11 protein-coding genes are annotated in these 12832 nt (G+C 55.9%); 7 read left to right on the top strand and 4 right to left on the bottom strand.

Features of this window, described 5'->3' with window-relative positions:
* Positions 1 to 86 precede the first annotated feature (86 nt).
* Both secG and tpiA read right to left on the bottom strand, forming a co-directional pair.
* On the bottom strand, positions 87 to 422 hold the full coding sequence (secG, locus tag AUQ43_RS03865; RefSeq protein WP_062954677.1) for a preprotein translocase subunit SecG: 336 nt from the start codon (positions 420 to 422) through the stop codon (positions 87 to 89).
* Between the two features lie 134 nt (positions 423 to 556).
* Positions 557 to 1312, bottom strand: a complete 756-nt coding sequence (gene tpiA, locus AUQ43_RS03860) for a triose-phosphate isomerase (RefSeq protein WP_062954675.1) — start codon at positions 1310 to 1312, stop codon at positions 557 to 559.
* Positions 1313 to 1640: 328 nt separating this feature from the next.
* Here tpiA and AUQ43_RS03855 point away from each other — a divergent pair, with 328 nt between their 5' ends.
* On the top strand, positions 1641 to 3533 hold the full coding sequence (locus AUQ43_RS03855) for a SurA N-terminal domain-containing protein (protein WP_062954673.1): 1893 nt from the start codon (positions 1641 to 1643) through the stop codon (positions 3531 to 3533).
* Between the two features lie 95 nt (positions 3534 to 3628).
* A complete protein-coding gene (gene trpE / locus AUQ43_RS03850; RefSeq protein ID WP_062954670.1) occupies positions 3629 to 5128 on the top strand; it encodes an anthranilate synthase component I in 1500 nt (499 codons plus the stop codon).
* Between the two features lie 69 nt (positions 5129 to 5197).
* Here the strand turns inward: trpE and AUQ43_RS03845 are convergent, their stop codons facing one another.
* The gene (locus AUQ43_RS03845) at positions 5198 to 6424 is read right to left on the bottom strand and encodes a divergent polysaccharide deacetylase family protein (protein ID WP_062954667.1); all 1227 of its coding nucleotides are present in this window, start codon (positions 6422 to 6424) and stop codon (positions 5198 to 5200) included.
* Positions 6425 to 6695: 271 nt separating this feature from the next.
* Here AUQ43_RS03845 and AUQ43_RS03840 point away from each other — a divergent pair, with 271 nt between their 5' ends.
* The 5 genes from AUQ43_RS03840 to lexA all read left to right on the top strand — a co-directional run bounded on the left by AUQ43_RS03840 (position 6696) and on the right by lexA (position 10511).
* Positions 6696 to 7268 (top strand): aminodeoxychorismate/anthranilate synthase component II, encoded by a 573-nt coding sequence (locus AUQ43_RS03840; RefSeq protein ID WP_062954665.1) that lies wholly within the window; start codon positions 6696 to 6698, stop codon positions 7266 to 7268.
* A gap of 31 nt (positions 7269 to 7299) precedes the next feature.
* Complete coding sequence (gene trpD / locus AUQ43_RS03835; protein WP_062955243.1) at positions 7300 to 8334, top strand: anthranilate phosphoribosyltransferase; 1035 nt, start codon at positions 7300 to 7302, stop codon at positions 8332 to 8334.
* On the top strand, positions 8331 to 9128 hold the full coding sequence (gene trpC, locus AUQ43_RS03830; protein WP_062954663.1) for an indole-3-glycerol phosphate synthase TrpC: 798 nt from the start codon (positions 8331 to 8333) through the stop codon (positions 9126 to 9128). Before trpD ends, trpC begins: the two co-directional genes overlap by 4 nt.
* Before the next feature lie 33 nt (positions 9129 to 9161).
* On the top strand, positions 9162 to 9641 hold the full coding sequence (moaC, locus tag AUQ43_RS03825) for a cyclic pyranopterin monophosphate synthase MoaC (RefSeq protein WP_062954661.1): 480 nt from the start codon (positions 9162 to 9164) through the stop codon (positions 9639 to 9641).
* Positions 9642 to 9803: 162 nt separating this feature from the next.
* A complete protein-coding gene (gene lexA / locus AUQ43_RS03820; RefSeq protein ID WP_062954654.1) occupies positions 9804 to 10511 on the top strand; it encodes a transcriptional repressor LexA in 708 nt (235 codons plus the stop codon).
* An 85-nt stretch (positions 10512 to 10596) separates the two neighbouring features.
* On the opposite strand, the gene AUQ43_RS03815 is transcribed toward lexA, so the two are convergent.
* A complete protein-coding gene (locus AUQ43_RS03815; RefSeq protein ID WP_255356098.1) occupies positions 10597 to 12705 on the bottom strand; it encodes a ComEC/Rec2 family competence protein in 2109 nt (702 codons plus the stop codon).
* Between the last annotated feature and the right edge of the window lie 127 nt (positions 12706 to 12832).

Raw genomic sequence — 12832 nt, 5'->3', positions numbered from 1 at the left:
TGCCGTTTAGTGCATCACGAACCGTGGAATACAACAATCAAAAATTGAGGCGGCAAGTTTGCCGCCTCATGTCGTCGGTTTATTTTTTATCGGGTCGGAGCCGCGGGCCCGGTATCCTCGGCGGGCTCAGTGACCGCCGGTGCCGGTGCCTGATCAAGGATCGAGGCCGGCTGGGTATGGGTGTTCGACTGAAGGGCAAGGATGATGCTGGTGATCATGAATGCGCCTGCCAGAATCGCAGTGGTACGGGTCAGCAGGTTCGCAGCGCCGCGTGAACTCATCACGCCGAAGCCGCCGCCTCCGCCGCCACCGCCGCTGTTACCGCCGATACCAAGCCCACCGCCCTCGCTGCGCTGCACGAGAATCACGGCAATAAGGCCGAGCGCAAGAAGAAGGTGGATTACCAGAATGACTGTTTGCATGGTGTCGAAACTCTTGTCCTAATCTACCGATCCAAACGCAATTCGGCCCGGATCGGGCATAAATTTGATGCGTATTTAACGCGTTTTATGGCTGTTGGCTAGAGCATATTAAACAAAATCTGCACCGCAGTCCGTTAGGCACAAGATTCAATAATCTGCCAGAAATCTTCAACCTTGAGGCTCGCCCCGCCAACAAGTGCGCCATCGACATCTTCGACAGCCATCAATTCCGAAGCATTCGACGGCTTGACCGAACCACCATACAGAATTCGGAACTGATCGCCATCCTCAAACCGTGCCATCAGACCTGCGCGGATTGCAGCATGAACTTCGGCGACTTCTTCAACACTTGCCGTGCGGCCTGTACCGATGGCCCAGACCGGCTCATAGGCGACAACCGTATTTTTGGCATTCGCCCCATCGGGAAGCGATACAGCCACCTGCCCGTTCACCACTGGCAACGTCGCGCCAAGATCGCGCTCTTCTTCGGTTTCACCAACGCAAACCACCGCGATCAAACCGGCATCATGGGCCGCAATCGCCTTTTTGCGAATATCGGTAGAGCTTTCACCATGATCGGCACGACGTTCGGAATGCCCGACCAAAACATATTGCGCGCCAATATCGGCAAGCATCGGGGCCGCCAGATCACCGGTATGCGCCCCCGAAATTGCCGCATGGCAATCCTGGCCACCGACCGCGACTGGGCTGTCCTTGGTCACACCGACCGCCTCGGACAAAAGTGTCGCCGGCGGACAAACCAGAACATCACAACCAAGCGATCCTCTCTCAGACGCCTTTGCCGCCAAGCCAGATGCCAGCGCAAGACCATCTGCGCGCAAACAGTTCATTTTCCAGTTTCCGGCAATCAGGGGACGGCGTTGGGTCATGAGAGGTACCTCGTGCTGATCAGGTTCACATATTGTCCTTGTATCAAAATGATCACAAAAGCTTTGCAGCCGTTACGATTTGTTACAGGACCTGTTTCGACGCGGGTTTTAGCATGTCAGTCCACCGGGGCCAAGTACCCGAAGACGCCTGTTGGTATATTTAAGATGTGATCCCTGTCATCTTCGATACAATCGCCTGTTGCCGCTGATAACACTCGCCATTAAGATGCGCGGCAAATTTGCTCGGGCCGATGCGCCCGAACGATCATAATGAAACGACGCCAAAGCCTGATTTTGGCGTCAAACCACGGATTGTTAGGCTTATCATATGCTTGCTGGCATTCGCACATTTTCGAAATCAATCTTCGCCAAGATCATCTTCGGCGTGATTGCACTGAGCTTCGTGATCTGGGGCCTGAACGCATCGATGCTCAATCTGGGCACCTCGCGTGAAGTTGCCGAAATCGGCAGCCAAAGAATCACCCCGGTCGAACTGGACCGCGCCTTCCAGCGCAGCGTCCAGAATATGCGAAACATGTTCGGACCGAACTTTAACCAGCAGCAGGCCATCCAGATGGGCCTCCTGAACAATACGGTGCAGTCGCTCGTATCCCAGAAGATCCTGCGTGAAGATGCCAAGAATATCGGCATCGGCATCAGCGACGATAAAGTCCGCGAACAGATCTTCTCGTCTGACAGCTTCAAGGACCCGGCCACCGGCCAGTTCAGCCGTGACCGCTTCATGCAGGCGCTTTATCAGGCAGGCTACACCGAAAACGAATTCATCAATGGTGTGCGTGGTGACATGATGAGCCAGCAGGTCGTTGACAGCCTGACCAGCCCTGCCACCGTCCCGGACATCATGGCGCGTCAAATCGTTGCCTATCGCAATGAACAGCGCAGCGGGTCTTTCTTTGCGCTAAGCAAGGACGAGTTTGCCAACATCCCGGTCGCCAATGACGCAACCCTTCGGGCCTATCACGAAGATAACGCCGCACAGTTCACAGCACCTGAAAGCCGCGATGTCACGCTGGCAACACTAAGTGCGGCTGACCTGGTCCAGACCATCACCGTGACCGAGGAAGAAATCGCACAGTCCTATGCGCAGCGCGAACCGGAATTCCAGACCCCGGAAAAACGTACGGTCGAGCAAATCCTGTTTGCCCCGAACGAAGAACAGACCGCGCGCGAAGCCTATAACCGCCTGACGGAAGGTGCTGACTTCATGGCGGTTGCCGAAGATGCCGGCATGACTGAAGCCATGGTCAAACTTGGTGAATTCACCGCCAATGACATCTTGCCGGACCTGAGCGAAGCCACCTTTGCCCTTGAAGAAGGCGGCATCTCCGAGCCGGTCGAAACAGCCCTTGGCTGGCACATTATCCGCGTTCCGTCCGTGACGCCGGGCAGCACGCAAAGCCTTGACGAAGTACGTGACATCATTGTTGACGGGCTTAAGCAGTATAAAGCCGAAGACGCGATCTATGATCTTGCCGCCACTTTTGACGAAGAACTCGGTGCTGGCACCCCGATCGAAGACGCCGCACGTGATGTTGGTGCACGCACCTACAAGCTTGACGGTGTTGTTCGCGGCGAAGGGCTTGCTGGTCAAAACGTTGACGGCGCAGAAGAAATCAACGCCAAGATCTTCGAACTCGAGAACGGCGAGGAAAGCTTCCTTGAAGAAACCGCTTCGGGTACGCGCTATGTCGTTCGTGTTGAAAACGTAACCCCGTCGGCCCTGCGTCCGTTTGACGAAGTCCGCGACGAAGTTGTCGCCGCATGGACCGCCGAAGAACGCCAGCGCCTGATGATGGAAAAGGCCGAAGAACTGGCTGACAAAATCAACAATACCGGCGCGGATATCGCAACCCTTGCAGCCGACGACGCAACCGCGGTTCGCGAAACCGGCATGACCCGTCGTACCGGCCGTGGCCTTGCTGATGATGTAAACCCGGCAATTGCCGCGGCCCTCTTCACCCTCGAGGACGGCAATGCCAAAGCCATCCGGACCGGCGAAGACGTCATCTTGGTCAAGCTCGATGACATTCAGGCCGCCGACATCAACACGGCCGATGCCAAACCGGTAAATGACGAGCTCAAGGAAGCCCTGAACGAGGACATCCTTGCGCAATATCTCAACTACCTGAACGAGGAAATCTCGGTCAGTGTGAATAACAGCGTGATCAACGAGCTCTATACGCCGACCGCTGCAAACTGATAGGCAAACAAGGGCGACCGGGAAAATCTGGTCGCCCTTTTTCTATCTCGAAGACGACATAGCCAACCCGGCCAAGCCCAACCATCGGACAGACCATGGAAATCAAACCGGATTTCACCAGTTTCAAGCAAAACTACGATAACGGCATTTCGCAGGTTCTCTGGACCGCGCTGACAGCCGATCTTGATACGCCGGTCTCGGCTTTTCTCAAGATCGCCGAAGGCATGCCAAACACCTATTTGCTTGAATCTGTTGAAGGCGGATCCGTTCGTGGACGGTATTCCTTCCTCGGCCTCAAACCCGATTTGATCTGGCGGTGTTTTGGTGACAAGGCCGAACTCAATCGTCGTGCGATGGCCGATGCAGATGCCTTTGTGGCAGAAGCCGACGCCCCGCTTGATAGCCTCAAGAAACTGATCGCCGAAAGCTACATCGAACTGCCCGACAACCTGCCGCCCATGAGCGCCGGTCTGGTCGGCTATATGGGCTATGACACCGTCCGCCTGATGGAAAAGCTGCCAGACAGCAACAAGGACGAGCTTGACGTTCCCGATGGCATCTTCATCCGCCCGACTGTGACGGCAAGTTTTGATACCATCGAAGACACAGTGACCGTGGTGACGCCAGTGCGCCCGGAAAGCGGCATTTCGGCTGATGCAGCCTATGATCTGGCCTGCGCGCATCTCAATGACGTGGTCCAGCAGTTCCAACGCAACCTGTTTATCGACCGTCGCTCCAAATCCGTGCCCGACACCCTGCCCGAACCAAAGGTCAGCGTGACCGAGGCCGGGTTCCATGACATGGTCGAAAAGGCCAAGGACTATATCCGGGCGGGCGATATCTTTCAGGTGGTCCTGTCGCAACGCTACACGCTGCCCTATCAGCTCCCGCCCTTTGCCTTTTACAGAGCGCTTCGTCGGATCAATCCGTCGCCCTTCATGTTCTATCTGGATATCGGTGGTTTTCAGGTCGTCGGTGCCAGCCCGGAAATCCTGGTGCGCCTGCGCGACGGCGAAGTCACAATTCGCCCGATTGCCGGAACCCGTCGGCGCGGTAAAACGCCCGATGACGACAAGATCATGGCGCAAGACCTGCTGGATGATCCCAAGGAACGCTCGGAACATCTGATGTTGCTGGACCTTGGCCGCAACGATGTTGGGCGCGTCTCCAAACCGGGCACCGTGCGCGTCACCGACCGCGAACAGATCGAATACTATTCGCACGTCATGCATATCGTCTCTAACGTGGTCGGACAGATTGACGAGACCAAATACGACGCCATGGATGCACTCAAGGCAGGCTTCCCGGCCGGAACCGTATCAGGGGCCCCCAAAGTTCGCGCCATGGAAATCATTGATGAACTTGAATCGGTGCGGCGTGGCATCTATGCCGGCTGTATCGGCTATATCTCGGCCGACGGTTCGATGGATACCTGCATTGCGCTCCGCACCGCCGTCATCAAGGACGAGAAAATCCACATTCAGGCCGGTGCCGGTGTCGTCGTCGACAGCAAACCGGAACTTGAACACAAGGAATGCCAGAACAAGGCTGGCGCGCTCATGGCCGCTGCCCGCGAGGCCCATCGGTTTGCCTGATCTCGTATCGCGCAAACAAAAAGGGCTGCAGGATAACTGCAGCCCTTTATTCATGTCCGTCAGCGAACCCTACCCCGTCACACTTTGCATCGACCGGCGCAAAACATCCGTAATCGGCACCAGCACAAAGCCCTTGGCCTGAATTTCCGGGATCCATTTTCTAAGCGCGCCAATCGTCAGATCGCGTGGATGGCCGATGGCGATGGCAAATCCCTGCTTGCGCGCGACATTCTCGGTGCGGGCCAGCATATCGGCGATCTTGGCCGCATCATCGGCATCATCAATAAAGATGTCGCGCGTGATTGCCGGAACGCCAAAGCTGCTTGCCGTTGAATAGCCGACCGAGTCTGCGCTGGTGCGGCTATCAAGGAACATCAGGCCGCGTGATTTCATGACTTCCATGACAACACGCATGCGCTCCGGGTCGGCGGTAAACTTGCTGCCCATGTGGTTGTTCACACCGACATAGCCATCAAAACGATCCAGCATCCAGGTCATCTCATTAAGGATTTTCTGACGATCATAGCGCGCCAGCAAGGCATGCGGTCCCGGATCAATCGTGGCCGATGACGGTTCCATCGGCATATGCAGCATCACTTCGTGCCCGGCATTGCGCGCGGCATTGACCTGTGCCTGCAAATCCCGGGCATAGGGCAGATATGAAATCGTAATTGGCCCCGGCAGTTCAACCGTGCGCGCCGTGCGTGGCTGATCCAGACCGGCATCATCAATCACAATCGCGATCACTGGTTTGTCGCCGGTATCCTGTGTGAGTGCGGCATATTTCCGCCAAGGCTGATCTGCTGACGCGACCGCGCTTGCAGGACCATCATTGCCACTATCACCCGGAAGAATGTCTTCATCCCGTTTTGGCTTGCGTGACGCCGGAGAGGTTACAAAGTCCGATAACCCGCCTGTCCTCTCTTGCACATCCTCTGATGCCGGTTCGCCATTGTCGCTGACCAGATACCCGGTGCGTCCACGTTCCGAGACCGAAGCCTTATCTGAAAGCTTGTAATCCTTGCGCAGCATCGGGGTGGGTTCCGGCTCGGCCAGGGCATAGTTCGGTGCGCTTTGATCCGCTGCACGGCCAAATTCGTCCGAGGCACGATCAAGCTCAAGCATGCTGCCGACCGCAATAATCGCCGACAATGTACCCGCGACAAAAGCCCCGCCCAGCATCAGACGTCCAATACCACCCGTTTTCTTTTTCGGGGCGGTCTTCTTACGAGAGGATTTCTTGGGTGCCGCCTTCTTACGTTTGGCGGTCGTTGCCCGGGTTGCCCGGCGTGCCACGCTGTGGTCTCCAGTATTCGTTTGCTGGGATGCTCGTAGCGGCTGTTTCGTTCACTGAACAACCGCTTCCCATATGGTGATTATACACCGATCTTGTCGGCATGATTTTAATCTTTTTAAAACGTCTCTGGTTAGCGCACGGTTAAAGGATTACCCCTCACGCGATCACGGACGCGCCGAAAGCGAAAAAAGCCTTGCTCTGCTTCTGCTTGACGTAGCGACAATGGCGTTTATTCTCTGCCGACCTTAATGTGCATGAGCCCGCTTTCTGATGTATCTCCTCATCGACAATTACGACAGTTTCACATTCAATTTGTGGCACTATCTGCGCGAACTCGGCCCCGAGGTCGAAGTGCGCCGCAATGATGAGATCAGCGTGGATGCGGCCATGGCGCTCAATCCCGAAGGCATTGTGATTTCGCCCGGTCCCTGTGACCCGGAACGAGCCGGTATCTGCCTTGATCTGATCAAGGCTGCGGCGGGCACGGTCAAACTGCTTGGGGTGTGTCTTGGTCATCAATCAATCGGTCAGGCCTTTGGTGGCAAGGTCATCCGTGCGCCCGAATGCATGCATGGCAAGACCGATGCGATGACCCATTCGGGCACCAGCGTTTTTGCCGGCCTGCCAAGCCCGTTTGAAGCCACCCGTTATCATTCATTGGTGATTGAGCGCGAAACTTTGCCCGATAGCCTTGAAATCACCGCCCAAAGCGGAGATGGTCTGATTATGGGCGTTCGTCATAAAACCCATCAAATTCATGGTGTCCAGTTCCATCCCGAAAGCATCGCTTCGGAACATGGTCACGCATTGCTTAAGAATTTTATCGACTATACCGGTGCCTGACCGGCGCTGGACCGCAACCAAGGAAGACCCGATGTCGACTGATCATGATATGAAGCCTATTTTGGCCAAAGTCGCAGATGGCGAGAAACTGAGCGAAAGCATGGCCGAAGTGGCCTTTAACGTGCTGATGTCGGGTCAGGCAACGCCATCGCAGATGGGGGCTTTCCTGATGGGCTTGCGCCTTCGCGGTGAAACCATTGATGAAATCACAGGCGCCGCACGTGTCATGCGTGAAAAGGCAACCGGCATTATCGCCCCGGAAAACGCGGTCGATACCTGCGGTACCGGTGGTGATGGCAGCGGCACCTATAACATTTCGACCGGGGCTGCGATTGTCGCAGCCGCCGCGGGTGCCACCGTTGCAAAACACGGCAACCGTGCGGCTTCATCCAAATCCGGTTCTGCCGATGTTTTGATGGCGCTTGGTGTCAATCTTGATGCGGATATGAAGCTTCTTGAAAAGGCGCTTCGCGACATCAATCTTTGCTTCATGATGGCAACCCGCCACCATTCGGCCATGCGCCACGTCATGCCGACCCGTGTTGAAATGGGCACGCGCACGATCTTTAACCTGCTCGGTCCTCTGGCCAACCCGGCCAAGACCAAACGCCAGGTTCTTGGTGTTTTTGCCAAACAGTGGGTTGAACCGATTGCCCATGTCCTGAACCGTTTGGGCTCGGTCCATGCATGGGTTGTGCATGGCCATAGCGGCCTTGATGAAATCTCGACCACCGGGCCGACCCATGTCGCCGAGGTCAAGGACGGCAAGGTTACCACGTTTGAAATCTCGCCAAGCGATTTCGGTCTTGAAACTGCGACCCTTGATGACCTCAAGGGCGGCGATGCCGATGTCAATGCCAAGGCCATTCTTGATCTGCTGGCCGCACAGAAAGGCCCGTACCGCGATATCGTTCTGATGAATGCCGGGGCGGCACTTGTGGTCACCGGCATTGCCAGTGATCTTGCAGATGGCATCAACAAGGCGTCTGATGCCATTGATAGCGGCAAGGCTGCCGAAACCCTGCAGGGCCTTGTAGCGATCACCAACGAAGGAAACCCGGCGTGAGCGACGTACTGACCAAGATCTGCAACGACAAGCGCGAACATGTCGCGGCCTGCAAGGCGCGCACGTCCCTTGCTACCCTTGAGGCCGAGGCAAAGACACAATTCGCCCCGCGCGGCTTTATCGCGGCCCTTGAAACCAGTGTTGCCGATGGCCGCTATGGCCTGATCGCCGAAATCAAGAAGGCATCACCGTCCAAGGGGCTAATTCGCCCGGACTTCAATCCGCCGGAACTGGCCAAGGCCTATAAGGCCGGCGGGGCAAGCTGCCTGTCGGTTCTGACTGACATTCCCTATTTCCAAGGCGATGACAGCTATCTGGTCGCTGCCCGCGCGGCGGTCGACCTTCCGGCCCTGCGCAAGGACTTCATGGTGGACCCCTATCAGGTGACCGAGGCGCGTGCCTTGGGGGCTGATTGCATCCTTCTGATCATGGCAGCTCTTGAAGATAGCTTGGCGTCTGAGCTTGAAGATGCCGCGCACAGCCTTGGCATGGATGTCCTGATCGAGGTGCACAATGCCCCGGAACTCGAACGCGCGCTGAAACTCAAATCGCGTTTGCTGGGCATTAATAACCGCAACCTCAAGACCATGGAAACATCCCTCACCACGACCGAGGAACTGGCAGCCATGGTCGGTGATGATCGTTTGCTGGTGGCCGAAAGCGGCCTGTTTACCCCGGATGACCTGGCCCGCATGGCAAAGGTTGGTGCGCAGTGCTTCCTGATCGGTGAAAGCCTGATGCGTCAGGACGACGTCACAACCGCCACCCGCAACCTTCTGGGCCTCGCAGCCTGAAGACAGAACACGACTTGGGATCGGACAGAACGAATGGCAGACAAGCTTTCCCATATTGATGCCGGTGGCAATGCCGTCATGGTCGATATTTCGGCCAAGTCGGAAACCGCACGCATCGCGATTGCCAAGGCCCGGGTTCTGATGTCGTCGGAAACCGCCAAGCTGATTGCGGATCGCGGTCATAAAAAGGGTGATGTTCTTGGCATCGCCCAATTGGCCGGAATCATGGGGGCGAAAAAGACCCCCGACCTGATCCCGCTCTGTCATCCCCTGCCCCTGACCTCGGTCACGGTCGATCTGGAACTTGCAGAAGATGCCGATGCGGTCGATATCACCGCCACCTGCAAGACAACCGGCAAGACCGGTGTCGAGATGGAAGCCCTCACCGCGGCCTCGGTTTCTGCGCTGACGGTTTTTGACATGTGCAAGGCGGTTGATAAAAGTATGAGGATTACCGATTTACGGGTCACCCGGAAAGAAGGTGGCAAGTCGGGGACCTTCACCGCAGACTAGCGCATTGCCCTGAACGACCGCCTATTATTCACATTTTTTGAATGAACGCCGCGATTATTCAATTTTGGTTTTTAATCGCACGGACCCGCTTGACCCACGAAAAGAACTAAAGTAGAACATTTATGTATCCTTTTTGTTCTTTTTACAGGTTCGGGAAATATCATGCTGACGCGCAAGCAATATGAGTTGCTGGTCTACATAGACAATTACCTTCGCGATCACGGGATTTCGCCCTCTTTCGATGAAATGAAAGAGGCCCTGAACCTTAAATCCAAATCCGGCATTCATCGCCTGATTACGGGCCTTGAGGAACGCGGTTTCATACGCCGCCTCGCCCATCGTGCCCGCGCACTTGAAGTGGTGCGTCTGCCTGAAAACAATGAAGATGACGGGCCGGAAACGCCCAACAACGTGACCTCAATCGCCAGTGCGCGAAAGGCCCCGCACCGGCCCGCCACCGTGCCAACCGCCTTTTCCGAAGCCGGGGAATCCATTGGACTGCCGCTTTATGGGCGGATTGCTGCGGGTACGCCGATCGAGGCGCTTCGCGATCAAAGCACCATGGTACAGGTCCCGGCGGCCTTGCTTGGCACCGGTGATCACTACGCGCTTGAAGTTTCGGGTGATTCCATGGTTGAGGCTGGCATTCTTGATGGTGATACGGTCCTGATCCAGCGTTGCGAACAGGCCCATGATGGCACCATTGTTGTCGCCCTTGTTGATGACGCCGAAGCCACCCTGAAGCGCCTTAAACGTGGCCGTGGCGAAGTTCTGCTGGAACCGGCCAATGCGCGCTATGAAACCCGTGCCCTGTCACCGGACCGGGTGCAAATTCAGGGTCGTCTGGTCGGGCTGCTGCGTCAGTACTGATTTCCTGCCCGCATTCTGAAGATCAAACGCCCGGTGCTTTTGCCCGGGCGTTTTGTTTTCGAATAGTTATGACTGGGGCCGATGCCTAGCGCCCTGCGCTGCCACCAATGATGATCCACGGCCAATTGCCACTGTCTTCACACACGGTTTTGATTGTGGGCTGCTTGACCGCAGTGGCCGGTAACTTGATTGCCGCACCACCCTGCCACCACAGCACATCGTCATCAACAACAAGACGCACACCGGCCTCCTGACAGATGGTCGGCAGATCTGTCTGTTGGTTTACAACGATATCTGCATTGCGACAGGCATAAAACGGGTTGGCAATGTTGCTTGCCAGAATAATCCGTGAGGGTATTCCGTCCGAGGTTAGGCTCAGATAGCACGGGTCCGTTTCGCAGGCTTTTACGCGGCTTTTTGCCTGTTCCGGTCGAATGCCAAAGCGGCTCATCCAGATGTCTTTTTGAAAACCCCGTAGCCCGCGCGAAACATGCAGGATTTCCGCATCCGGATCATAAACCGCCCAGCTTTCGCGATCACCAGAGATCAGAACTTCAGGCTCGTCATGCATCACCTGAAAAACAATAGCAGCCAAGATCACCGGCATTACGGGTAAAATCATCGCCTTGTCGCGCCAGATGATGATCCATGCCAGCGCCAGAGATGCAAGCGCGACGGCAAGCATATCAAGACCGGAAACATACCAAAGCCCCCAGTCCTGTGCCGCGACCAGATCAGCGGTTTCCAGAAGGATGGTCAATCCCGGTTTCATTGCCGCCAGAGACAAGCCTGAAAGCCCGAACGGGATGAGTGCAAGTGTGATCACAATCCACGGCATTACCCAAAACGCCATCACCGGAATGGCCACCAGATTGGCAAATATCCCCAGCATCGAGATCCGCCCGAAATGATAGCCGATGATCGGTGCGGTCACGGCCGTGACAATCAGACTGGTCAGGAGCAAACCAGCCAGATAAAGGCCCGCACGCTGATACCAGGACAACATCCCCTGTCGATCCAGCCAGTGACGCCCCGGCCCGTCATAAAAGGCGACAAGCGCGCCAACAGCAGCAAAGGATAACTGGAAACTTGCCCCCAGCACCGCATCGGGCCGCAAGACCAGCACCACAATGGCTGCCACCCCGACCAGACGGAGTGATATGGCGCGGCGATCCAAGAGCAACGCCAACCATACAACGAGCAACATGACAAAGGCGCGCTGGGTCGGGATGGTTGCCCCGGACAATCCCAGATAAACAAGCCCCGCCAGCATCGCGCCCATTGCGGCCCATTTCTTGATCGGATAACGCAGGGCAATCGCTGGAATGGCGGCCAGCCCGAAACGGATCAGGAAAAACACCGTCCCGCAGAGCAATCCCATATGCAGACCGGAAATCGCCAACAGATGCGCAAGGCCGGACTTTCGAAGGTTATCGGCAATTTGGGACGTCACTTCACCGCGCTCGCCGATAATGAGCGCCTTGGCAATTCCGGTTTCCGGCCCGCTCATTGCGTCGCTGATGGCGGCCGAAATATATTGACGCGCACTTTCAACTTCCGAAATCAACGCATTGTTATTATTTACTTTACCATCTTTAAAAGTCTCAAATTGCCGACCGAACACAAACCCGGATGCGCCAATATCGCTGAAATAAAGATTGCGTGAAAAATCGGGATCACCGGGCACGGATGGCGGGCGCAATGGAAAGAGACGCGCGCTTGCACGGACCTGATCGCCAATGGCAAGAACACTGTCCCCAAGAAAGCTGAGCCTGACATTCCAGTTCAGATGATCCTTTGGAATGCCTTCGATTTCAGAGGGGCGCACAGTGGCCCGGATACGTCCGTTGCGTGGTTCCAGCCCGATAATGGTGCCGGTGACCTCCGTCGCGTACAGAGTTTTGGTTGGAATATCATCGGGGCCGAGTTCGGTATGAACCGCACTTGTCAGAGCCCCGAAAGCCAAGCTGGCAAGCAATTGAAATACAAATGCCAGAACGGCTATGCGCCGCGACATCCAGAACGCGCAGCATAACAGAATCACGGAAAGACCGATTTGTCCAAGTCCGATACGCGCTGGAAGCAAGAAATACCCGGCACATCCCAACCCAAAGAATATAACCGAAGACAGGAACCACTTATTTCTTTGGCTTGTAACAACAAAATTAGTTTGCGAGAGAACACTCACAACCATTTGTTTTAATTCAATTTTGCCTGCCGCCCTACGACGAATGTCCAATAGCCCGCCTGCCGCATTATTTCTATCTAACATCCGCTGTGGTGCAACAGCGTGTCATTTGTGTTATAGCCTGCACGCCAAA

The sequence above is a fragment of the Thalassospira sp. MCCC 1A01148 genome (genome assembly GCF_001613795.1).
Taxonomy (GTDB): domain Bacteria; phylum Pseudomonadota; class Alphaproteobacteria; order Rhodospirillales; family Thalassospiraceae; genus Thalassospira.
This window is presented reverse-complemented; position numbering and strand designations above follow the sequence as displayed.